The sequence below is a fragment of the Flavisolibacter ginsengiterrae DSM 18136 genome (assembly GCF_059568575.1).
In genome coordinates this window covers 24,849-49,500 of record NZ_JCANTR010000017.1, presented here as the reverse complement: position 1 = coordinate 49,500, position 24,652 = coordinate 24,849, and the positions used below count along the sequence as shown (strand labels likewise).

The window sequence follows — 24,652 nt, the reverse complement described above, 5'->3', positions numbered from 1 at the left end:
ACAACCGTTCATAAGCAATTAAACTTTCTTTGACTTCTTACGAGCCTGTCCAACAAATAATTATCGACAGGTTAAACCAGCAATGGTTTCTGTCTCAGGCCGGCTTTCTACCAGTTTCGTTCTAACCAATGCCCTGGTTACTCTCTACCTGGAGTATAGCTGCCCCCTAACAACCCCCTACCTGCAGTATAGATATTGCGTGTTGATCACGCAGTATCTATACCGTAGTTATACTCCAGATAGGGGGTTGGTATACTTCAGACTGGGAGATGGTGGGATGAAGACAACTGGGAAACATTGCCATGAAGGCATGAAAAAGAAGAACTGATATATAGGCGCATTTCATAATTCACGAGTAAATTGCAGCATGCCGCAGTTCAATTGGAATGATAGTGTAAACTTTTTGAGCAAACTCACTGCCCGGCGTGCACTGAATGGATTGAAAGTGCTGAGCAGCTATCATGTCAGTAAATGGCTGAAAAAAAGCATTCAATGGGGTTATCCTATTTCCATTTCTTTTGAACCTACTACGTCCTGCAACCTTCGGTGCCCTGAATGCCCCAGTGGATTGAGGGCTTTCTCCAGGCCTACGGGTATGTTGAAAAAGGACTTTTTCCGTGAGACCATCGACCAGATGCATAAGGAGCTGACCTACCTGGTATTTTATTTCCAGGGAGAGCCCTACCTGAACCCCGACTTCCTGGATATGGTGCAGTATGCCACTCAAAAGAAGATATACACCGCTACCTCCACCAATGCTCACTACCTCAATGACAAAAATGCCAAACGGACAGTGGAAAGCGGACTGGACCGCCTGATTATTTCTATTGATGGCACTACCCAGGAGACCTACCAGCAATACAGGGTGGGCGGAAAACTGGATAAAGTACTGGAAGGCGCAGCCAACATTGTAAAATGGAAAAAGGAGCTGCGCAGCAAAACGCCTTTTATTATTTTCCAGTTCCTGGTCGTCCGGCACAACGAACACCAGATAGATGAAGTACACAGGCTGGCCAAAGAAATAGGCGTTGACCAGGTGCGGCTGAAAACAGCGCAGGTCTATGATTATGAAAATGATCCCAACCAGTTGATCCCAACCATAGAAAAATACAGCCGCTACAAGAAGGATAAAACGGGCAAAATGGCCTTCAAAGGCAATAATGCCAACCATTGCTGGCGCCTGTGGCACGATCCTGTCATCACTTGGGATGGTTCAGTGGTGCCCTGTTGCTTTGACAAGGATGCCCAACATAAACTGGGTGATCTAAGCCAGCAAAGTTTCAGGGAGCTATGGCACAATAAAGACTATCGCCATTTCCGCAGCCAGGTGCTGCAAAGCCGTAAGAATATTGATATTTGTGCTAATTGTTCCGAAGGCGTAAAGGTGTGGGGTTAAGATAGTTTCAAAGCAAGTATTACATCATTGTTACATAATTATTTAATTCGTATCATTACTTGTGGGTATTGAAAAAGACATACACCAGGATAAGTTTTCCAGCGCCCGTCATAAGGCGCTGATCAACCTGTTGTACACCTACGGCTGGGCCATTGAAAAGATCAAGGAAAACCTGGCCCGCTTTGATGTTACCCACCAGCAGTTCAACATTCTGCGCATATTGAGGGGCAGCCATCCCACACCATTATCTACCCTGCAGATCCGTGAGCGCATGCTGGATAAAATGAGTGATACCAGCCGTATTGTGGACCGCCTGGTAGCCAAGGAGCTTGTGAAAAAAACAACCTGCAGTGCCGATAAGCGCCTGGTAGATGTGGTGATCACGGAAAAAGGACAGAAGCTTTTGAAAAGGGTGGATGCCGAGACAGACAATATTTCAAATATCATGGGCAACCTGTCGGAAAAGGATGCCGAACTGCTTACTTCAATTTTAGACAGACTCCGTGGCTCCGAAGAATAAAAATCCAAATTTTTGTTGATTCTATTGGGTTTGAGTGGGCTAATTCCTGCTTTTTAACTGTGGTTTCATTAAGCAGGTTGCCGATCAATTTAGTGCTGTGGACTATGATACTTCTATTTTAATCTTTCTTTGGGGGTAGTTGCTTTAAATTTTTATACTTTTCAACTGTCATAACCAACATAATGAAGAACCTTATAGCCACCACCACCCTTTTACTAGCCATTTTATATTCTTTTGGGCAAGCTCAACCACCAAAGTATGAGTTTCGCGGCGTGTGGATAGCCACGGTTGATAATATCGACTGGCCCCGGAAGGGACAGTATGATGTGGAAAGCCAGAAAGCAGATTTTATTCGCCAGCTGGATATGCATGTGCGCAATGGCATGAATGCCGTTATTGTGCAGGTGCGCCCGGCAACCGATGCTTTCTATCCTTCTCCTTATGAGCCATGGAGCCAGTGGCTTACCGGCGTGCAGGGCAAACCTCCTGTACCTTTTTATGATCCGCTACAGTTCATGATCGAGGAATCGCATAAACGCGGGCTGGAGTTTCATGCATGGCTGAATCCCTACAGGGCTAATTTTTCTATTGGTAAGGCTTCTATAGCTCCTGCACATATTACTCGGCTGCACCCCGAGTGGTTCCTAAATTATGGTGGTACCACCTATTTTGACCCGGGTAATAAAGAAGGACAGCAATGGGTAGAGAATGTGATCAGGGATATCGTTTCACGTTATGATATTGATGCTGTTCACATGGATGACTATTTCTATCCATACCGCATTGCAGGCAGGGAATTCCCCGATGCGGCTTCCTATGCTAAAGATCCAAGGGGGTTGAATAAGGAAGACTGGAGAAGAAGCAATGTAGATACCATCATCAGTAAACTGGCCTTTATAATTAAGGATACCAAGCCGTGGGTAAAGTTTGGGATTTCACCTTTTGGTGTTTGGCGCAACCAGGATAAGGATACGATGGGTAGCCCTACCAAGGCTGGCCAAACCAATTACGATGACCTGTATGCAGATATTTTGTTGTGGCTGCAGAAGGGATGGATAGACTATGTGGCCCCTCAGTTGTATTGGGAAATGGGTCATAAGCTGGTAGCCTATGAAACCCTGATTGACTGGTGGAGCAAGCATACCTATGGCCGCCATATGTACATTGGCCAGGGTATTTACAGGGCGCTTGAGAAAAGTCCTTCCAGCCGTGCCTGGAAGAATCCCGAAGAATTACCTAACCAGATTAAATTATTAAGAACCTATCCTACCATTCAGGGTAGCGCGTATTTCAGCAGCACTACTTTCCAGTCCAATCCAAATGGCTGGGCAGACAGTTTGCGAAATAATTATTACAGCACACCTGCACTGATACCACCTATGGAATGGCTGCCGGCCAATCCAAACAAGGGTATTGCCACTTTGCCTGGCATTAAGCCATCAGCAACAGAAATTCCCATGGATATCAAAAAACCTGCAAAGGGAAAGCCTTAAATAAACTATTAAAGAGTTGAATATTCATAAAGGCCTGTCATGCATGACAGGCCTTTATTTTTTAAGCTGTTGAAAGTAGCAGTTAAATAGATCAATATCAATGCGGGCAACTTTGGCCGCTATCCTTTTTGGCCTCATTCAAACATTTAAAGGGCGAGTTACCCCTGCAAAATAATTACTCCGATTTACTTTGTAATACAAAGTGTACCTGTTAGCTTTGTATTACAAAGTGCTTTTAAGCCGTAGGCTTATTGTCATCAAAAAATAGAAATATGCTTACACAAAACAAAAGATTGGCTGGCATTGTACTAACAGTAGCCATCCTGTTACTCATACCCTTCATAGCCATGCAATTCACCAATGAAGTCAATTGGTCGGTTTCTGATTTTATGGTGGCAGGTGTGCTATTACTTGGTACAGGTCTTTTATGTGAACTGGTTATAAGAAAGGTAAAGAACACCCGTTACAGGCTTATCATATGTGCCGTTATTTTGCTGGCGCTTCTGCTCATCTGGATAGAATTGGCAGTTGGCATATTTGGAACTCCATTCGCCGGCTCATAAATTATTACACATGAAAGTACAAGCTCGAATTCCACTTATAGTTGGTTGGACCTTAGGAACCATAGTAGCAATTATTGGTGTATTGAATTTGTTTTTTGTGCACCCTGTTCCGGGAATTGTATTCATTCTTCTTTCCCTGCTTTACTTTCCCCCGGCAGACGTATTTTTCAATAGGTGTTTTGGCAGACCTGTTCCCAACATATGTAAGATCATTTTGTTCATAGTTATTACCTGGTTCACTTTAGGGGTCAGCGACCTGGGAGATATGATCGATTGATTGATCAAGTATAGATTATCTAAATTCCAGTCATTAATATTCATTTGTAATAACTCGCAGGCCATCATAAATGACCATTAAACCTATGGTAATGTTAATATCCCCACAATAAGCAGGCGTTGATTTTCTATCTCTCTTTAAGATAGACACACTCTATGAGTGTATAATTAAAATCAATTTCATCAATAAGCTTTTCTCCCGACATTTGCCCCTCGAAAAAAAGTACTATGAATATGAAGAATGTAGTTTTATCTCTTGGGTCTGCCTTCCCTGATTTTAATAAAAAGGCTGTAGTATCTATTGAAAAAGGAAAAGAGTTTTATGACCTCTCGTTTGAAGAGATCAAAAAAAGTGGCAAGTGGATGGTGATGTTCTGGTGGCCAAAAGATTTCACTTTTGTATGCCCGACAGAGATTGCAGAATTCAACAATCATTTCCAGGACTTTGAAGATCGTGATACAGTGTTGGTAGGTGCTTCTACAGACAGCGAGTTTGTTCATGCTGCATGGAGAAGAGATCATGAAGACCTGCGCAACCTGAAATTCCCTATGCTTGCTGATACCAGCAAGTCATTGGCCAGTGAACTCGGTATCCTGGAAACTGAAGAAAAGATCGCATACAGGGCAACCTTCATTGTAGACCCACAGGGAATCATTCGCTGGGTGTCTTTGTATGACCTGAATGTGGGTCGTAATGTAAAAGAAGTTTTGCGCGTACTGGATGCCTTGCAAACGGACGAATTATGTCCCTGTAACTGGCAGAAAGGTGAAGCTACCCTGGTAGCTTAATACTAACGTCATTGCGTAAACGGGAAGTTTGGCTTCCATCCTGCGCAATGACGTTCTTTTTTAACCACAATCAAAGAGATAATATGTTTGGAATAGCTTCAACAACAGATAATGCCCTGGCTTTATTAACAGAGATCGGCTTAACTGAAGCAAACAATACCACCCAACTGCGTCTTTTGGCACAAACGGATTCCAGGTATTTGAAAGACCTGAAGATCAACGTGACCAATGCGCTGAATGCGGAGACCCTTAACAAAAAAGAAGTGTACTTGCTGGCTTATGCCGTGGCAGTAAATGAAAAGAATGAAGTATTGCAAAAAGCCTTTACGGATTTTGCAGTGAAGGAAGGCGCATCTGAAAAAGAACTGGCAGAAGTAGTTAGCTGCACCAGCCTACTCAATGCCAATAACGTGTACTATCGCTTCCGTCATTTCATGCACGATGAGTTTTACAATAATGCGCAGGCGGGTATCCGCATGAGCATTATGGCTAATCCTGTTTTGGGTAAGGAATTCTTCGAGCTGGTGAGCCTTGCAGTGAGCGCACTGAATGGCTGTGAGCTTTGTGTAACCTCTCATGAAAAAACCCTGGTGGGTCATGGCTCATCTAAGCAAAGGATCCACGATGCCATACGGCTGACCGCAGTGATGAAAAGCCTTTCCGTATTATTATAATGCTATAAAGAAAGGTCTGCATATAGACTATGCTATAACTGTTAAAAGCTATAAAGTTTGCGCTTTATAGCTTTTTTTATGACTGGTCACACTTAGTATCTTTGACCCCTCATTGAAAGCAATGGGATAACCATCTTATATAACTATAAACTGATCATATGCCAGGATTCGAATTGTGGAGTGACGCGGAAAGAAAAGAAGTGAATGATGTTTTGGAAACAGGAATATTAATGCGCTATGGTTTTGATGGCCCGCGCAAAGGAGTGTGGAAGGCAAAGGAATTGGAAGCCGCCCTCTGCTCAAGGTTTGGCAGCAGGTACGCTCAATTATTATCAAGTGGAACCGCTGCATTAACCACCGCCCTGGCGGCCCTGGGTGTTGGTTCGGGTGATGAAGTGATCATGCCTGCCTTCACTTTTGTTGCTTCCTTTGAAGCAGTACTAAGTGTGGGAGCTATTCCGGTATTGGTTGATATAGATGAGACGTTAACCATGAGTCCCGATTCGGTTCGTCATGCCATTACCCCTGCCACTAAATGTATTATGCCTGTACATATGTGCGGCAGCATGGCTGACCTGGGTGCACTACAGGAAATTTGTAAGGAATATAACCTCTTGTTGCTGGAGGATGCCTGCCAGAGTATTGGTGGCACCTACAAGGGCAAAAGCCTGGGCACAATTGGAGATGCAGGCACTTTTTCCTTTGACTTTGTCAAAACAATGACCTGTGGTGAAGGGGGTGTAGTGCTTACCAATAATGAAGAAGTGTACAACAACTGTGATGGGTATACCGATCACGGGCATGACCATAAAGGCGTGGACCGTGGTGCGGATCTTCATCCTTTTCTTGGCTACAATTTCCGTATTTCCGAGTTACATGCAGCTGTTGGACTGGCACAGGTGAGAAGGGTAGACGAGTTCCTGGCTATACAGAAAAGAAACCATGCAATATTGAAAGACATCCTTTCACAAGTACCTGAAATTTCTTTTCGCCAGGTTCCTGACCCTGCTGGTGATAGCTGCACATTTATCAGCTGGTTCCTGCCCGCTGAAGAATTGACCCGCGCTGTTGTTGATGAATTGAAAAGCCGGGGCATCCTGGGTGGTAATTTTTACTGGTACGATAACAACTGGCACTATATCCGCAAATGGGACCACCTGAAAAAAGCCACAGCGCTCAACCGCCTGCATAAAGAACAGGTGGCAGCACTGGAACATTTGGCAGTTAAGGATTTTTCCCTGAGTGATGCGGTTATGAGCCGTTGCATTTCTACATCCATAAGTCTTTTATGGACAGAAGAACAGGTGAAGGAAAAAGGAGAAAAGATACTGGAGGCGGTTAAGGAAGCTTTGAAGAAGAATCTGAAAAAAGCCTGATAACTGGTTTCAATTATCATTTAAAGGATAAAAGCTGTAGCGATACAGCTTTTTTATTGTCTGCCTGTAAACCGGGTATTGGGTTTTCTTTCCAGCTGATCTACATATTCTTTGGAGCCCAACCTGAAATAAAGAGGCATAGCAGTTATTTTTTGAACCTGTAATTCCTTTTTACAAAAGAAAGAGAGATGGTTTGTGTAGAAATTTGGGGGCAATACCTTTAATGATATTTTTTTGTCACACGAATCCATATATCCGCTGAAAACCGCCTGGGAAGCGGATTTGCCGGATTTTAACACCGCAAGCGCCAATAAAATAAATGCTATCCGGGCCATGGATTGTTATTTGCAGTAAATTTACGGCTTGATTTTTGTGAACCCGGCAAATTTTTTTGCCACAGACGAAACTGATAATGAGCATTAGCCAAAGTTTACAACAGAAACTCCTACAAAAGTTATCTCCCCAGCAGATTCAGTTAATGAAACTGCTGCAGGTACCTACCGCTATACTGGACGAAAGGATCAAAGAAGAATTGGAAGAGAATCCTGCTCTTGAATTATCTGATGATGCCCATGACGATAGTTTTGAAGATTCCCAGGACGAATTCAAAGAGTCGCCGGAAGAGGAATATGAAGAGTCATCCAACGAGGAACAGTATGAGAATATTGACATTTCTGATTATGTGCACGAAGGGGATGATGATATAGCGGATTATAAGCTGAGAGACGACAACTACGGCGAACAGGAAGAAAAAACTACGATGCCGTATAAGGTAGAGACCAGTTTTTACGAGGTGCTTGAGGCACAATTAGGCATGCTTAATCTGGATGAAAGAGAATTCCGCATCACAGAGCAGATCATTGGAAGTATTGATGAAGATGGATACCTAAGAAGGGAAACATCGGCCATCGTGGATGACCTTGCTTTCCGCCAGAATATTGTGACCTCTGACCAGGAAGTGGAAGGCCTGATAAAACGCATACAGCAGTTCGATCCCCCCGGTGTTGGCGCCCGCAACCTGCAGGAATGCCTCTTACTCCAGTTAATAAGGCAAAAGGCGGAGGGAAAAGATGTGGATGTGGCTATCATGGCTGTGACCCGCTATTTTGATGAGTTCACCAAGAAGCATTATGAAAAGATCCAGCGTGGATTGAACCTGAGCGATGAGGAATTAAAGGAAGTAATGGTTCAGATCACCAGGCTTAACCCCAAGCCGGGAGGCAATATGGGGGAAATGAACAAGGCGGAGAACTATGTGGTTCCTGATTTCTTTATTACCAATGCGGGTAATAAGCTTGAACTGACCCTGAATTCAAAGAACGCCCCGGAGCTCCGCATCAGCGAGGGCTACCGCGACATGCTGAAAGAATATGACCGAGGTGCCAAAAAGGACCGCCGTCAAAAAGAAGCTGTTCTTTTCATCAAGCAAAAAATAGATGCAGCCAAATGGTTCATCGATGCCATCAAGCAGCGCCAGCATACGCTGATCAGCACCATGACCGCTATCATGAACCACCAGCATGAGTTTTTCCTGACAGGTGACGAGACCACCCTGAAGCCAATGATCCTAAAAGATATTGCAGAAAGGACGGGGCTTGATATTTCAACAGTTAGCCGCGTGGCCAATAGCAAATTTGTACAGACTGAATTTGGTACCTACAGGCTGAAATTCTTCTTCAGTGAGTCGTTGACAACAGATACGGGAGAAGAGGTTTCTACCCGCGAGGTGAAAAAAATATTGAGCGACCTGATAGAAGGGGAGCATAAAAAGAAGCCCCTGAGCGATGAAAGGTTGACAGAGATGTTGCAGGAAAAAGGTTATAACATCGCCCGCCGGACAGTGGCCAAATACCGGGAGCAGTTGAATATTCCCGTTGCCAGGTTGCGGAAGGAACTTTGATCATGGTCAATTGAATAGGAATTGAGTCGGCGAACGGGCTTTTAAAGGATTTCTTAAATAAGGAAAGGGCGTTCCTCCTTCCCGTATGTTTGCACAATGATGGTTACCGAAGCTAACGGAAACAATAGTTCCTTTCACCCCGTATTAAAGATTGCTGCCAAAGTAGTTTCCTATATTTTCCATCCATTATTTATCCCTGTTTATATAGGGTATTTCTTTATTTATGTCCTCAGGGTCTTCCCACAATTCACGGAATGGGATAAGACCAAGCTCCTGATCTCATTTTCGGTAAACTATATGGTGCTTCCACTGGTAACCATATTATTGACCAAGGGGCTGGGTTTTATTAGCTCCATTTATTTGAAGACCCAGAAGGATAGGATCATTCCGTATGTGGCTACCGGGGTTTTTTATTTCTGGATCTGGTATGTATTCAGGACCCAGTCCTTTCCAAGGGAAGTGGTCATGTTCAGCCTTGCGGTTTTCCTGGCCTCCAGCCTTGGACTGATAGTGAATAGCTATATGAAAGTGAGCATGCACGCTATTTCTGTGGGCGTGGTCAGTACGCTGTTTATTTTGATGGGTTTTCTTTCGGGCGATAATTTCGGTCCTTATATATCTATAGCTTTATTGTTGTCAGGCCTGGTTTGCACTGCCCGAATGATCAATAATGAGCATATACCTATTGAAGTGTATGTTGGCTTGTTCCTGGGCATCCTGGCCCAGTTGGTGGCCTATTTATTCAGCTAATTCCAAAGTATTCCAACACAGTATTATTTCTGGAAAGAAATCGATTGCTCCCATTCCTTGATCTGCAAACATTGTAAATGCATTGTTTGAGCATAAGAAAGATGATACAGTAAAAGTTCCGGTACTTTCTAACAGGGCTCATTGACCTATATAAAAGAAAAAGCCCAACCATAGGGTACGGTTGGGGCTTTTATCATCCATCCTTGTTTGCGTCCAAATCAGCCATTTAGTACAGTGGATCCGTGCAGATACTTCTGAGATGGGTGATAGATGAACAAGGTAGTTCCGTTTTTGATCGTGTTGATCACTTCAGAGGCAATTTGTTGGGGAACAGCAGGGCATCCCCAGCTTCTTCCCATGTAACCACCACCAGTGCGTTGATCGCCAATATATGGAGCGCCATGAACCACAACGGCCCTGGCTTCTGCTTTATCATTGAAGCCTTTTTCCAGTCCTTCCAGCCTTAAAGAAAGGCCATGCTTACCGAAATAGGTATTCTTTGTCAAATAAAATCCCAGGCTACTTTGCAGCGACTCGGGCCTGTTGGAAAAGCGTTCGGCATATTCCAGTCCGGAGTTCCTGCCATGTGCCACATAGGTATGGATAAGAACTTTAAGATTCTTCACATCGATCACATACATGCGCTTTTGGTCAGAAGGCTGGCTAAAGTCGCATACCGTTAAGATGTCAGGGTTCTCCACTTCGCCTTTCTCTTCCAGCTTTTGCTGCCCTTCATAGGCATAAAGCAAGGCTTCTTTGGTCAGGCCAAGGCGGTCAAGGTTTAAACTATCGTAAATGGATGAGGCAACAGCTTCTGCAGATAAGGCAGTAGAAATTGCTGTGCGTTCCGGGCGAAAAGATGTAGCCTTTAAATTCTTATTGCTATCCGCTTTTACTACGGGAAGTAGCAAAAAGGTGGCAAGCAGGCATAACATGGATAATGGCAAATAAAACTTTCTCACTCTCCTGGGTTTTTCGTGGTTATTGGAACGCCACTGTGTGTGAAACTATTATGTAACTATCACACTTGCAAGCGATTCCTAAGAATATTTTAAGAATTGGGTACTTTTCTTCGGATGCGGATAAAAGTACTAAGAGTTTTTACGAGAAAATCATTTCACCCTGTTAATATCCCTTTTCTTAACAATGAATTCAGAAGAATAAATGCGGAGCAAAAGAATGAACATGGAGATCAGTAAGGGACCGAAAATCAACCCTATAAATCCAAATAACTGAACGCCAACCAGTACCCCAAAAATCGTGATGAGGGGATGAATATTTCCCAGCCATTTGTTCAGCAAGAACCGGAACAGGTTGTCCACCAGGCCTACAAGTCCAAACCCCCAGATGCCCATGGCGATGCCCCTGCCTGTTTGTCCCTGGGCAAAAAGCATGACGGTCAGGGGCACATAGATGAGGGCAGCACCTACCACCGGCATCATCGCGGCGATGCTGGTAGCCGCAAACCAGAGGAAGGGTTCATTGATGCCTATGATCAGGTATCCGATCAGCGCCACTATGCCCTGTATCAATGCTATCAAAGGAATACCTATGGCATTGGAGACCACCATTACTTTCACTTCAGCGCCTATACGCTCCACGTTATCATCAGTCAATGGAATGTACTCGTACAGGGATTTTTCCATTCTTCTGCCATTCACCAGCATAAAATAGAGTATAAAGTACATGCTGGCTATCAGCATCAGGGTATTCAGCGTAACACCAAGAGCTTTGGGCAGCAGTTCAGTGATGTAGGTACCTATTTTATTAATGGCATTAGGGTTAATGATCTCGTACCCGATCTTTTTACTGATCTGGTCAGCCGCCCTTTTCAGGGAGTTCAGGGTTTCGCTGGAGTGCATGACTACGTAACTGACCTTGGAATAAAGGATATTACCCAGCAATCCCGTTGGCAGTAATATAACAAAGAAGGAAAGGAGCATCAGTACCCAGGCTGCACTGCCATAGCCCCATCCCTTTACTTCCGTGAGGAAGAACATTCTTTCCCGCATCAATACATAAAAGGTTACTGCTCCCAAAAATGCCGGCAGAAAAAACCATAGCTGGTTGAACAGGACAATGCCCAGGAAAATAATAAATGCAATAAAAAGTATCTGCCGCAGCAGGTTGCTATCTATGGTGTTCCTGATCATATACTTTATGTAAATGAAATTACTAAAGGATGAGCAGAAAAATGAAATGGGTGTTTTAGTGTTAGCGAGGTCGGTTATCCCGTTGATGAAATGGTGTATCAGGCCAGTTGAAGATGTAAGGCGGATACTAAAGAAACCAGCTAGCCTTTTTCAAAAGATTCGGGGGGAAATGCTACTTTTTTAAAAAACATGAGTTCAACTATAATTCCAGCCATTTGTCAAGATAAGATTTTCAATATTGAATACCTGGCTTAGAATATCCATAAGCTCCGGGCAGGACAGACTGGAGATTTACTGTTTGGCCCGCCCGGAATGTATCCTCATGTTACAGTTTGTAATTATGGCCTGTCCACTATGTAATTCAATTCTGTTACCCCGGAAGTAAATTGGCGGGTAGTCAATAGTTGTAGTTTTATTTTTTCCCTGGTGCCTTCAAACAAAGGAATGCCCTGGCCCAGGATAATGGGATTAACAAATAGCCAGTAGCCATCAATCAGGTTCAGTTGCATAAGTGAATGTGTTGCTGTGGGGCTACCAAAAAGCAGGATTTCACTGCCTTCCTGTTGTTTGATTTCATTTATTTTGACCGAAAGGTTGTCACTGATAACTGTGGTGTTATTCAAATCAGCTTCTTTCAACGTTTTAGATAAAACTAGCTTGTGTACCTGGTTATACCATTTTGAATGTTCAATATCATGCTTGCTCGCATCCGGTTCAGATCCTGCCGCAGGCCAGTAACTATCCATCATCTGGAAAGTTACACGTCCATATAATGCAGTGTCGCCTTCGCCTATCCGCTTTCCGACATGATCGAAAATTTCTTCATCAACTTTAATCCAGTCCATTTCTCCATTCGGTCCTGCTACAAATCCGTCAAGAGATATGTGCATAAATGAAATTATTTTTCTCATTGGTTCTGTTTTTAATCCTGTGTATTGTTTAATCCTATCTTATTACAATAACCATAAATGACTTGTTGATGTGCTATTGAGCAAAGCCAGATTAACAAAAATTCTCAGCAAAATAGAAATAAAAACTTGAACTTATTCTTCTGCCCATATTTAGTAAGGCTAGTGGTGTTAATTCCTGAAAAAAAGTTACTTAAGTACCTGGCACAATAAATTTGGCTAAAACCTTCTGAAGAATGGAAAGTAGTGTCTTTTTACACCATTTTTGAAAAACATAATCCATATAAGATAAAGAAATGCTATAGTTATAAGCATATATCTTAGCTATTCTGGAATATGTAAATCCTCATCTTCCTTCTTGTTAATATGATTACTCATGCTGTATTACTCACCGGGAAATTGCGTGAATTGAACATGCGGGAAAAGATTTTAATCAGGGGATCTTTTTTGTTCTGAATGGTAAATTTAGTAACCGCTGAAATCTTATTCGTATGTCCATTCACATACGGTCAATGTAGATTTTGAATAATCTATCCATAGAATCAAGAAATAATAGATAAAAATCCAGTTTTCAGGTTCTCTTAACCGCACATCATTTTTATCATACCAATCCTTGCTTATTAAGAAAAGTGAATCAGGATTAGCGCTATCAAACTTTGCCAAAAACCGGCTTTTCACCTTGATAAAATTCTCCTTATCATTATCACCCCAATTATCCTCATCCTCAAAGTTCTTTAGGAAACTTAGGAGTTGATGCTTTGTCAGCTTTTTGAAATCATGTGCTGAAATCTTTGTCGTATTAAATGCTTGTCTTAAAAAAGGTTTTCCAGGATTTTGTTTTACGGTTTCTCTTAAACTATCGGAAGTAAGAGAACTATTGTGAATAAACTGGTCAACCATTAGTTCTTCAGTTAAATTGTTTTGCTTGTCAAAACTAAATTCAGTAATGCAAAACCCCTGGTATTCATTATCCCAACTTTCTTGTCTTATAAATTGAAAACCCCTCATACAAATTGAACTGCTAATTTAATCAAGGGATATAGAGAATATAAATTCCTTAATTACGGCTAGTAAATAAAGAAAACAATTTAATATAAGCTTGCTGCATTAAATGCAAAATGGATTGTTTATTTAGGATTAAAGCAGGGAAGCATGGTTTGTAACACCAGGTTCTTTTTACAATGCATATAAAGACTATGAGTGAGGACTGAGAGTTTCAATGCGGTTATTCATTACATCAATCAATCCTGTCATTAAAATAGTAACCCTCTTTTCAAATCCTCTTCTATCCTCCCAATCCCGGTTCTACACCATCACCTTCTTCCACCTTCCTTTCTTGAACAACAATACCGCCGTAACAGTAATAAGGGTTTCCGCAACCGGTATGGCAATGAACACACCTGTCGGTCCCAGCTTAAAATATTTAGCCAGCAGGTAGGCCAGTGGAATCTGGAACAGCCAGAAACAAAAAACGTTGATCAGGGTTGGTGTCCTGGTATCGCCGGCACCATTAAAAGCATTGATCATCACCATGCCCACACCATAAAAAATATAGCCTGTGCTGATGATGCGCAATGCCCTGGTAGCTATTACTGCTACTTCAGGTTGAAGGGCAAATAAGGAAACGATCGGTTCGGCAGCAAACAAAAAGAGCAACGACACCATGCCCATAAAAGCAGCATTATATTTCGCGGTCTTGATCACTGCTTTTTCTGCACGCTCCGGATCGCGGGCACCCAGGTTTTGGCCAACTAAGGTAGCCGCAGCATTACTGGCTCCCCAGGCAGGCAATAAAAAGAACATGATGATGCGTAAAGCCGTCTGGTAACCTGCCGAAGCTGCACTGTGTCCTGTTTCAGCCACCAGTTCTGCCAGGAAGATCCAGCTGCAGGAGGCAATGATGAATTGCAGGGTAGCAGGCCAGGCTATTTTCACTACCGATTTGATCACACCCCATTCCGCTTTGATGGCACGGCGTGAAAGCTTTACCACGCTGGAACCATTAAAAAGATGGTAGAGCTGGTAACAAACGCCCGTGCTCCTTCCAATAGTTGTGGCCAGCGCCGCACCATTCAGCCCAAATGCAGGAATGGGCCCAAGCCCGTTGATCAGCAATGGACAAAGGATGATATTGCAGATATTGGCCAGCCACAGGCTTTTCATGGCTATGGAAGCATCACCCGCACCGCGGAAGGTCCCATTGATCAAAAACAGGAGCATGATGATCACGCTGCTCCCCATCATGATCCTGGTATAATGAACACCCATTTTCATGGTCATATCCTCTGCACCCATCAGTCGGAGTATATCACCTGCGTAGATCATTCCGAAAGCACTGATGATAATTATGACCGTAATGGCTACGAGCAATGCCTGCATGGCTGCCCTGGCTGCGCCTTCGGGATTTTTCTCACCTATCCTGCGCGCTACTATGGCCGTTGCAGCCATACTCATGCCTACTGCGATGGAGTAGATGATGGTGAGCACAGATTCGGTGAGCCCCACGGTGGACACTGCATGTTTGCCCAGCTTACTGACAAAGAAAAGATCAACCAGCGCAAAGACACTTTCCATGGCCATTTCCAAAATCATGGGAATGGACAGGAGTAAGATCGCCTTACGAAGGCTTCCCTTGGTGTAATCCTGCTGCTCTCCTTTCAGGGCGCTTACAGTTAGGCTATAAAGACGTGATAATGTATTGGTTGACCTGGTTGGCATGGCTGCAGAGAAGTTTATAAATAATAATAATCAGGAAGTCAAATGCTTCCACAAACAATAAGCGGCGGAACTGATCAGAACTTCATATGCGGCCTTTAAGAAGACTCAAAACTATTATTTCTTTTTTAAAACCTCCAGGTATTGATCAATATATTGATCAAGGTATTTGCGCCTGTACTGCATAATGAACCGGGGATGTGGTACAATATCAATGGTTTTGAACCATTTGTGCTTTTCATTCAACGCTGACAGGTACTTGTAATTTTTTTCGCCACCAATGCAGATCACTCTATCCCTGTTTACTTTATAAGCTAAAAGCCTTTCCATATTACCAGTAATGAAAGGTTGGACGGTTTGCATTAATTCCCTGTCATCATAATAGTTGATGTTCTTCCCGCCTTTCACAAACCCCAGCGGGCAAACAGAACCTATAAAGAAATGCGCATAGAATGCTTTCGCACCACCAAAAGCATTGATCACATAATAGATGAACTCGGCGGATAATTCCGATCCTTTTTTAAAAGGATGTTCTATCCCGCAAAATTCATCCAGTTGTTTGGCAGCCGTAAAGTTCACGCCTGTAATGCCTGCGCCAAACCTGCCTGGGTTTATCCCTAATAACAGTATTCTTTCCTTGCTGTCATCATAGAACTTATTGCAAAAGCTTTCTACTACAGCAATCACTTCCGGATTTTGTTGCGGGTAAAGCCATTCTACCTTGTTAGGAAGTTTTGGTGGTGGTTGTAATTCTTTATAATAATTTAACAGGTGCCGTGCCCAGGTATTGTGGTCATTCATTGCTTCAAAGGTTTCATGCTCATCAGTATTTCCGCTGGCAAGAAGATTGACTGCAAAACTATAGAAGGATCGAAGAATTGCTTTTATAAAAAAGCCTATCAAACCAAGCTGAATGGAGATGAACACTTATCCGGGCCAGCCTTTCCCATTGGGTGCAACATGGGATGGCGACGGGGTCAACTTTGCTTTATATGCGGAAAATGCGAAAATTGTCGAATTATGTTTATATAATTCTACAGATGCAGAGGTGGAAACACATCGCATACGCCTGCGCGAAAGGACTAACCATGTATGGCATATCTACATTCCCGAAATGGCCCCGGGGCAGTTGTATGGTTACAGGGTGCAGGGGCCTTATAGCCCTGAAAACGGGCATCGCTTCAATTCCAATAAGCTCCTGATCGACCCTTATGCAAAAGCAATTTCAGGAACCATTAAATGGCATGATGCCCTGTTTGGATATGAAGTGGGAAATCCTGGTGAAGACCTGAGTTATAGTGAACTGGACAGCGCTGCTTTTGTTCCAAAGTCCATTGTCATCAATCCCAAATTTGATTGGGAAGGAGATACACAATTAAAACTTCCCCACTATAAAGCCATCATTTACGAAACGCATGTAAAAGGGTTTACTATTCAACATCCTGAAATACCAGAACAACTTCGCGGCACTTATGCGGGTATGGCGCATCCTGTGACGATTAAGTATTTAAAAGAGCTTGGCATCAATGCCATTGAACTGATGCCGGTGCATCATTTTATTACGGACAGGCACCTGGAGGAAAGACAACTGACCAATTACTGGGGTTATAATACCATTGGATATTTTGCCCCTGATGTGCGCTTTTATTCGGGTGATGGTGCCACCGGCGGCCAGGTGAACGAATTCAAGAAAATGGTAAAGGCCCTGCACAGGGCTGGCATTGAAGTGATCCTTGACGTGGTATATAATCACACGGGTGAAGGCAACCATTTGGGTCCTACTGTTTCATTCCGCGGCATTGATAATTCTTGTTACTACAGGCTAATGGATAACAGGCGCTTTTACAAGGATTATACGGGCACGGGTAATACAATGAACGCACAGCTACCAAGTGTGCTCCGCCTTATTATGGATAGCCTGAGGTATTGGATACTGGAGATGCACGTGGATGGCTTCCGCTTTGACCTGGCTTCAACTCTTGCCAGGGAATTGCATGACGTGGACCGCCTGGGTTCCTTTTTTGATATCATTCACCAGGATCCTGTTATCTCGCAGGTCAAGCTGATAGCTGAGCCCTGGGATATTGGAGAGGGAGGATACCAGGTTGGCAAGTTCCCGCCGGGTTGGGGAGAATGGAACGGTAATTACCGCGATTGTATGCGCGACTATTGGAGAGGGGCGGACAGCATGCTCTCAGAATTTGCAGAACGTTTTACAGGGAGTTCAGATTTGTATAAGGCTGATTTCCGCAGGTCTTCAGCCAGCATCAATTTTATCACCGCACACGATGGCTTCACCCTGCATGACCTGGTTTCTTACAACGAAAAGCACAACGAGGCCAACGGTGAGGACAACAGGGATGGAGAAAATCATAACCGCTCCTGGAACTGTGGTGTGGAAGGCCCTACCGATGATGAAGCGATCATACAACTGCGCAAAAAACAGGTAAGGAATTTTCTTACCACCTTATTCCTTTCACAGGGCGTGCCCATGCTGGTAGCAGGTGATGAAATGGGCCGCACCCAAAAGGGAAACAACAATGCCTATTGCCAGGATAATGAAATTTCCTGGATCAACTGGAAGGACCGTGATACTGACCTTGTCCTGTTCACCCGCCGGTTGATCCATTTTTATAAACGCCATCCTTCGTTTACCCGTAAGCGTTGGTTCAAAGGCATACCTGTTAATGAATCCAACCTGCCAGACATTGCCTGGTTCTTGCCGGAAGGCATTCCCATGTCTGAAGAGAACTGGAAGCTTGACTTCGCCAAATCTTTGGGGGTGTACATGAATGGACTGGCACTTCGGATGAAAGGAGAAAAAGGAGAGGAGATCATGGATGACAGCTTTTACATCATTTTTAATGCAGCCCACCATCCCTTAAAGTATAAACTGCCCGCTGAGGAATTTGGCACTACATGGGTACAAATGATCGATACCAATACGGGCCACATAGAAGAACCTACCAATATCTATAAAGCCGGTGAAGAAGTTGAAGTGGCTGACCGTTCCGTGGTCGTATTGATACAACCCTATTCCTGATGATGAACATAGTACAAAACCCAATACCAGGTATAAGATTACAGGAGGGAAAAGCAGGGGTAAATATTTGGGCGCCTCTTGCCAGAGAGGCATTTCTTATTGTCAATAGTTCAAAAAAGATACTGTTGACCCGCACAGGTGAAGGTTATTGGTCTGCCATTGTTAAGGATCTCCGGGAAGGAGATCGCTACCAGTTTCGAATAGATGGAAAGGATTACCCGGACCCGGCTTCCTTATCTCAACCTGGTGGTGTTCATGGGCCTTCCATGGTCATTAATCTTAATAGTTTTCCATGGACTGACGCTGGCTGGAATAACCTTCCCTTGCAGGACTATATCATTTACGAATTACATGTAGGCACGTTTACACCTGGAGGCAAGTTTGAAGACATTGAAGCAAGGCTGGATTACCTGCTTCAACTGGGTATTACAGCCATCGAGATCATGCCGGTAGCACAGTTCCCCGGCCAGCGCAACTGGGGATATGACGGTGCTTATCCTTTTGCTGTGCAGCATTCCTACGGAGGGGCAACAGGATTGCAGCACCTGGTGAATGCCTGCCATGAAAAAGGCCTGGCCGTTATATTGGATGTGGTGTACAATCACCTCGGGCCCGAAGGTTCTTATCTTGGTGCAATAGCCCCTTACTTCACAGATAAATACAAGACCCCATGGGGGCAGGCTGTCAATTTTGATGATGCTTATTGTGATGGTGTGCGGGAGTTCTTCATTGCCAATGCGCTGATGTGGCTGAAAGATTTTCACATCGATGCGCTGCGCCTCGATGCCGTTCATACTATAAAGGACCTAGGCCCTGTATACATCCTGAAAGATATCAGGATGCAGGTGGATGCCTGGATGCAGACCTCTGGCAAAAAACACTACCTGTTGGTTGAGTCAGATCTGAATGATCCCCGCTATATTAACCCCCTATCAAAAGATGGTTATGGTATGGATGCCCAGTGGGTGGATGAATTCCACCATGCGCTGAGGGTAACGGCAACAGGGGAGCATTATGGATACTATTCCGACTTCAATGGCCTTGCCCATCTCTGTAAATCATACAGGGATGCCTATGTGTACGATGGGCAATACTCCGAACATCGGAAAAGAAAATTTGGCGCAAAGGCTATTGATAACCCCGGCCAGCAGTTCATTGTTTTTTCACAGAATCATGACCAGGTAGGTAATAGGATGCTGGGAGAACGCAGCAGCCAGTTGTTAAGTTTCGAAATGCAAAAGCTCGTGGCTGCAGCTGTTATAGTAAGTCCTTATATCCCCTTGTTGTTCATGGGAGAAGAATGGTCGGCTCCTCATCCCTTCCAGTATTTTGTAGACCATTCCGATCCGGAACTGGTAGAGAATGTGCGAAAAGGGCGACAACAGGAATTTGCAGCTTTTTACCCGGAAGGAGAGGCTCCCGACCCGGTATCGGAAGAAATATTCAATGGTTCTACCCTTCAGTGGGATCAGTTGGACAAAGGAAGCCACGCCATCATGTTACACTATTATAAAACGTTGCTACATCTGCGTAAAACACACCCGGTATTGAAAGAATTGAACCGCAGGCATATGCAGGTGGACTGTGATGAAGAAAAGCGCATTGTCAGGCTTTGTCGCTGGCACAAGGATGAATCTATATGGTGCCTGATGAATTTTTCAGACCAGGTTCAAACGGTTGCCACCTCAGGCACTGACCAGTGGTTCACAATTCTCAATTCTGCCGACCCTCAATGGAAGTTAATGCAAAACGCAGCCGGAAAAGAAATGAACACCGGCGCCGCGAATGAATATGTATTACAACCAGAATCTGTTGTTCTGTTGGGAACAAGGCCCTTCACCATTCAATATTGATCTACCATGAACAATCCTGCATCTACATACCGCATCCAGTTCCATACAGCATTTACTTTCGATGACCTGGAGAAAATCCTGCCCTACTTACAGGAACTGGGCATCTCCACCGTTTATGCATCACCGGTATTTACCGCTATGCCTGGCTCTACGCATGGGTATGATGTATTGGACCCCAACACCATTAATCCTGAAATTGGTACAGAAGAAAAACTCCGGGAGATCAGCCAGTTGTTGCAGGAAGAAAATATACGTTGGCTGCAGGATATTGTACCCAACCATATGGCCTATGATACCCGCAATCCCTGGGTATTTGATATCCTTGAAAAAGGAAGGTCTTCTATTTATGCCAACTTCTTTGATGTAGCCTGGACCAGCACGCTTTTCCAGGGCCGGTTAATGGTTCCCTTCCTCGGGCAATCCCTTGAAGAGGTGATCCAAAATAAGGAGTTGAAGCTGGAATACAGGAACAACAGGTTTGTATTGACTTATCATGATACTACTTTCCCTCTGCACCCCCGCTCCTATGGTACACTGTTCAAAGCGGCGGGAGGCGCCCAGGCTTTCCTTATCCTTATCAATGAAATTGAGAACCTGCACAAGAGCGAAGATCCCGGCATCTACAGGCAGCAATGGCATGAGCTGTTGATCCAGGTAGATGGTATCATGCGCAATAAGGTATTAAGAGCGCCGGTGGATAAGCTATTGGCTGAATATAATAGTGACTCTGCCATGCTCATGACGTTGACGGAAGAACAGGTTTACCGTTTATGCGATTGGAAAGAAACAGATGCGCATATCAATTACCGCAGGTTCTTTACCGTCAATGGCCTGATCTGCCTTGACATACAGCACCCTGAAGTTTTCCAGGCACACCACCAGTTAGCAATACAACTGGTTAAAGAGGGCGTCTTCCAGGGATTGCGCATTGACCATGTGGATGGATTGTATGACCCGCTTCAATACCTGGAGCAGCTTCGCCAGGCTCTTGGAAATAATAGCTATATCGTTGTTGAAAAAATACTGGAACCGGGTGAATCACTTCCAGAAGGCTGGCCGGTGCAGGGTACCACAGGCTATGATTTTTTATCTCTGGTGAATAACCTGCTTACGTATAGCAACAACCAGCAAGCCTTTGCCGGCTTTTATGAAGAACTGGCAGGAAAGCAACAGGATATCAAGGAACAGGTATGGGAAAAGAAAAGGCATATACTATACACGCATATGAGCGGTGAGCTGGAAAATCTCTTCCAGTTGCTCTTGAATTCAAACCTGGTGTCCGAGGCTGATTACACCAGGATGCGAACCGAAGATATCAAAACGGCCATGGCGGAATTCCTTGTCCTGGTGCCGGTTTACCGCCTGTATGGCAACCATATGCCTTTTGGTGCCGAAGAAGTTAAAAGCATAGAAAACATATTCCAGCAACTGAGGCAATCACGGGAAGACCTTACGGCAGCCATCAACCTTTTAAAGGAGGTGCTATTAATGCGCCCGGCTCACAGCCAGGAATATGCGAAGAACGCCCTTCATTTTTTCCAGCGTTGCATGCAGTTCACCGGGCCGTTGATGGCAAAGGGGGTGGAAGATACCCTTGTATATACCTATAACAGTTTTATTGGCCATAACGAGGTGGGCGATGCACCCGGCGCTTTCGGAATTTCCGCTCCCCATTTCCATGCTGCCATGATGGAACGCCAGCAACGCTGGCCCTATGCCCTGAATGCCACAGCCACGCACGATAACAAAAGAGGCGAGGATGCCAGGGCCAGGCTTAATGTACTCACAGAGCTCCCGGGTCTGTGGTTTCAAAAAGTAAAAGAATGGCAGGAATTGAATAAAGGACTCAAGCTAAATGGCATTCCCGGTGCCAATATTGAATACCTGGTGTACCAGGTCCTGGTAAGTGCCTACCCAATGAATGGAGAGGATCTTGACAGCTATGGCCTTCGACTGCAGGCCTACATAGAAAAAGCACTCCGGGAAGGAAAAACACATTCCAACTGGGCCTCGCCGATAGAAGCCTATGAATTGCAGGCTAAAAAATTCATTGCTTCTTTACTGGATACCAAATCAGCATTTCACAAAAGCCTGCGCTCCTTGCTGGATATCATCATTGATTTTGGCATTGCTAACTCGATAGTGCAACTGGTTTTGAAATTCACCTGCCCGGGCGTGCCCGATGTGTACCAGGGTTGCGAAGCATGGGACCTGAATCTTGTAGATCCTGATAACCGGCGCCCGGTAGATTACAGGAAAAACAGTGAAATACTATCGGCTATAAGTAGTAAAGAAGAAAAGAAGCATTTTCACCGCGACCTATGGGAAAACAGGCGTCATCCCCAGCTTAAGATATGGTTGACCCATAAACTATTCCAGCTGCGCAAAGCACATCCCAAATTATTTGCTGAAGGGGAATACCAGCCATTGGCAGTGGAAGGTAAATATGCACAGCATGTACTGGCCTTCGCCCGCAGTCACAAGAACCAGTTCTTTATAGTAGTTGTTCCGCTTCACATGGCCAGGATGGCGGCAGAACAAAACACTGTCATTGAAAATATCAACTGGGAAGATACGCAGGTGGTGTTGCCGCCCAATGCAGGTGCAGAATGGGAACATGTGCTGCTGTCTAAAAAAGACAAACATGAAAGAGCCATACAGGTATCGCATTTATTTGCTGATCTGCCCTTTGCCATATTGAAAGGAAGCATTACTTCCAATCCAAGGGGTTCAGGCATCCTGTTGCATATCACCTCGCTGCCTTCCCCATATGGTATCGGTGATCTGGGACCCGAAGCGTATGCTTTTGCAGATCTTTTAAACCGTGCCAACCAGCGCTTCTGGCAGGTATTGCCATTAAATCCAACCGAGGAAGGACAGGGCAACTCTCCTTACAGTTCCGTTTCCAGCAGTGCAGGCAACACCCTTTTGATCAGCCTTGACATGCTGGTAAAAGAGGGACTGTTAAATGAAGATGAAGCCGCAGCCTGCCGGCTGCCTGCTGATAATGCAGTAGATTTTTCAAAAGTGACCAGTGCAAAACAGCAGCTATTTCAATTCGCTTTTGAAAGGTTCAAACAGGGCCAGTTCGCCAACCTTGATAAATCATTCCGGCAGTATGTGAAAAGGGAAAGAGAGTGGCTGGACGATTTTGCCTTATTCATCCTGATCAAGCAAATGAATGGTGGAAAGCCCTGGTATGAATGGAATGCCGATCTCAAATTAAGAGATCCAGGCACCCTGAAGCAGCTGGAGGCGGAAAATAAAAAGGACATAGAAAGGATTCAATGGTTGCAGTTTTTGTTTGACAGGCAATGGAAAGAATTAAAAAGCTATTGCCATAAGCTGGGCATACAATTGATCGGGGACCTTCCCATCTACACCAGTTATGATTCAGTAGATGTATGGGCCCACAGGGATATCTTTCATCTGGATAAGGAAGGTAACCGCCTATCCATGGCTGGTGTTCCTCCTGATGCCTTTAGTGAAGATGGACAGCTATGGGGCATGCCGGTCTACCGTTGGGACGTGCTGAAGAAAAAGAACTACCATTGGTGGATTGCCAGGCTGCATAAGAACATCCAGCTGTTTGACCTGCTGCGCCTTGATCACTTCCGGGCATTCATAGATTACTGGGAAGTGCCTGCCGGCGCAGAAACCGCCCGGAGCGGTCAATGGGTGAAAGGTCCTGGTGCTGATCTTTTTAACGTGATCAAAAAGGCCTTTGGTGACCTTCCCTTTTTAGCGGAAGACCTGGGTGATGTGGATGATACAGTCTTTGCCCTGAGGGACCAGTTTGGGTTGCCGGGCATGAAGGTGCTGCAATTTGCTTTTGGAGGCAACATGCCTCATTCTTTGCATATCCCTCACCAGTACACACCGCATTTCCTGGCATACACCGGTACACACGACAACAATACCATCAAAGGCTGGTGGATGGACGATGCGGGTGGAACCACCAGGAGAGCACTGGAGGAATATACAGGTGTGAAGCAAACTATGGAAAATGTAGCTGACAATTTATGCCGGATGGCCAGTGCATCCGTTGCCAATACGGTCATATTTCCCATACAGGATGTAATGGGATTGGGAGCTGAGGCCCGGATGAATACCCCGGCTACCAATACCGGTAACTGGTCATGGAGGTTGTTACCCGGCCAACCCGGTTTCAATGAAGAGGAAAAATTAAAGCACTGGACCTGGCTGTATAACCGGGAGTAATGGTATCAAAGAAAAATGCCGG

General features: G+C 44.5%; 20 protein-coding genes. 13 read left to right on the top strand and 7 right to left on the bottom strand.

Annotated features, from left to right (window positions below):
- The first annotated feature begins 367 nt into the window (after positions 1 to 367).
- The 8 genes from BP74_RS16245 to BP74_RS16210 all read left to right on the top strand — a co-directional run bounded on the left by BP74_RS16245 (position 368) and on the right by BP74_RS16210 (position 7,087).
- Positions 368 to 1,396: an SPASM domain-containing protein gene (locus BP74_RS16245; protein WP_496375566.1), complete on the top strand. Its 1,029-nt coding sequence runs from the start codon at positions 368 to 370 to the stop codon at positions 1,394 to 1,396.
- A gap of 61 nt (positions 1,397 to 1,457) precedes the next feature.
- On the top strand, positions 1,458 to 1,916 hold the full coding sequence (locus BP74_RS16240; protein WP_496375564.1) for a MarR family winged helix-turn-helix transcriptional regulator: 459 nt from the start codon (positions 1,458 to 1,460) through the stop codon (positions 1,914 to 1,916).
- Positions 1,917 to 2,098: 182 nt separating this feature from the next.
- Positions 2,099 to 3,409, top strand: coding sequence for a glycoside hydrolase family 10-like protein (locus BP74_RS16235; RefSeq protein ID WP_496375562.1), 1,311 nt, complete (start codon positions 2,099 to 2,101; stop codon positions 3,407 to 3,409).
- A gap of 272 nt (positions 3,410 to 3,681) precedes the next feature.
- Complete coding sequence (locus BP74_RS16230) at positions 3,682 to 3,972, top strand: hypothetical protein (protein ID WP_496375560.1); 291 nt, start codon at positions 3,682 to 3,684, stop codon at positions 3,970 to 3,972.
- 10 nt (positions 3,973 to 3,982) lie between these two features.
- Entirely contained in the window at positions 3,983 to 4,249 is a 267-nt protein-coding gene (locus tag BP74_RS16225; protein WP_496375558.1) for a hypothetical protein, read from the top strand.
- Positions 4,250 to 4,482: 233 nt separating this feature from the next.
- Positions 4,483 to 5,037 carry a peroxiredoxin gene (locus tag BP74_RS16220; protein ID WP_496375556.1) on the top strand — a complete coding sequence of 185 codons (555 nt, stop codon included), beginning with the start codon at positions 4,483 to 4,485 and terminating at the stop codon, positions 5,035 to 5,037.
- A gap of 83 nt (positions 5,038 to 5,120) precedes the next feature.
- Complete coding sequence (locus BP74_RS16215; protein WP_496375554.1) at positions 5,121 to 5,711, top strand: carboxymuconolactone decarboxylase family protein; 591 nt, start codon at positions 5,121 to 5,123, stop codon at positions 5,709 to 5,711.
- A 158-nt stretch (positions 5,712 to 5,869) separates the two neighbouring features.
- Positions 5,870 to 7,087, top strand: coding sequence for a DegT/DnrJ/EryC1/StrS family aminotransferase (locus BP74_RS16210; RefSeq protein ID WP_496375552.1), 1,218 nt, complete (start codon positions 5,870 to 5,872; stop codon positions 7,085 to 7,087).
- A 53-nt stretch (positions 7,088 to 7,140) separates the two neighbouring features.
- Here BP74_RS16210 and BP74_RS16205 read toward each other — a convergent pair whose 3' ends face one another.
- On the bottom strand, positions 7,141 to 7,422 hold the full coding sequence (locus tag BP74_RS16205; protein WP_496375550.1) for a hypothetical protein: 282 nt from the start codon (positions 7,420 to 7,422) through the stop codon (positions 7,141 to 7,143).
- Between the two features lie 77 nt (positions 7,423 to 7,499).
- Here BP74_RS16205 and rpoN point away from each other — a divergent pair, with 77 nt between their 5' ends.
- Together rpoN and BP74_RS16195 are read left to right on the top strand one after the other, a co-directional pair.
- The gene (gene rpoN / locus BP74_RS16200) at positions 7,500 to 8,987 is read left to right on the top strand and encodes an RNA polymerase factor sigma-54 (protein ID WP_496375548.1); all 1,488 of its coding nucleotides are present in this window, start codon (positions 7,500 to 7,502) and stop codon (positions 8,985 to 8,987) included.
- Between the two features lie 96 nt (positions 8,988 to 9,083).
- Positions 9,084 to 9,737 carry a hypothetical protein gene (locus BP74_RS16195; protein ID WP_496375546.1) on the top strand — a complete coding sequence of 218 codons (654 nt, stop codon included), beginning with the start codon at positions 9,084 to 9,086 and terminating at the stop codon, positions 9,735 to 9,737.
- Positions 9,738 to 9,955: 218 nt separating this feature from the next.
- On the opposite strand, the gene BP74_RS16190 is transcribed toward BP74_RS16195, so the two are convergent.
- From BP74_RS16190 to BP74_RS16165, 6 genes are all read right to left on the bottom strand, one after another.
- A complete protein-coding gene (locus tag BP74_RS16190) occupies positions 9,956 to 10,699 on the bottom strand; it encodes a murein L,D-transpeptidase catalytic domain family protein (RefSeq protein ID WP_496375544.1) in 744 nt (247 codons plus the stop codon).
- Between the two features lie 150 nt (positions 10,700 to 10,849).
- Positions 10,850 to 11,890 (bottom strand): AI-2E family transporter, encoded by a 1,041-nt coding sequence (locus BP74_RS16185; RefSeq protein WP_496375542.1) that lies wholly within the window; start codon positions 11,888 to 11,890, stop codon positions 10,850 to 10,852.
- Between the two features lie 338 nt (positions 11,891 to 12,228).
- Positions 12,229 to 12,801, bottom strand: a complete 573-nt coding sequence (locus BP74_RS16180; protein ID WP_496375540.1) for a dihydrofolate reductase family protein — start codon at positions 12,799 to 12,801, stop codon at positions 12,229 to 12,231.
- 480 nt (positions 12,802 to 13,281) lie between these two features.
- On the bottom strand, positions 13,282 to 13,806 hold the full coding sequence (locus tag BP74_RS16175; RefSeq protein WP_496375538.1) for a hypothetical protein: 525 nt from the start codon (positions 13,804 to 13,806) through the stop codon (positions 13,282 to 13,284).
- A 297-nt stretch (positions 13,807 to 14,103) separates the two neighbouring features.
- On the bottom strand, positions 14,104 to 15,516 hold the full coding sequence (locus BP74_RS16170; RefSeq protein WP_496375537.1) for an MATE family efflux transporter: 1,413 nt from the start codon (positions 15,514 to 15,516) through the stop codon (positions 14,104 to 14,106).
- Between the two features lie 114 nt (positions 15,517 to 15,630).
- Entirely contained in the window at positions 15,631 to 16,314 is a 684-nt protein-coding gene (locus BP74_RS16165) for a uracil-DNA glycosylase family protein (RefSeq protein ID WP_496375535.1), read from the bottom strand.
- Positions 16,315 to 16,426: 112 nt separating this feature from the next.
- Between BP74_RS16165 and glgX the strand changes: the two genes are divergently transcribed.
- From glgX to treY, 3 genes are read left to right on the top strand one after another with little or no spacing between them, the layout of a single operon-like run.
- A complete protein-coding gene (glgX, locus tag BP74_RS16160) occupies positions 16,427 to 18,556 on the top strand; it encodes a glycogen debranching protein GlgX (protein WP_496375533.1) in 2,130 nt (709 codons plus the stop codon).
- Positions 18,556 to 20,409 (top strand): malto-oligosyltrehalose trehalohydrolase, encoded by a 1,854-nt coding sequence (treZ, locus tag BP74_RS16155; protein WP_496375531.1) that lies wholly within the window; start codon positions 18,556 to 18,558, stop codon positions 20,407 to 20,409. Before glgX ends, treZ begins: the two co-directional genes overlap by 1 nt.
- A 6-nt stretch (positions 20,410 to 20,415) precedes the next feature.
- Positions 20,416 to 24,630 carry a malto-oligosyltrehalose synthase gene (gene treY / locus BP74_RS16150; RefSeq protein WP_496375529.1) on the top strand — a complete coding sequence of 1,405 codons (4,215 nt, stop codon included), beginning with the start codon at positions 20,416 to 20,418 and terminating at the stop codon, positions 24,628 to 24,630.
- The last annotated feature ends 22 nt before the right edge of the window (positions 24,631 to 24,652 follow it).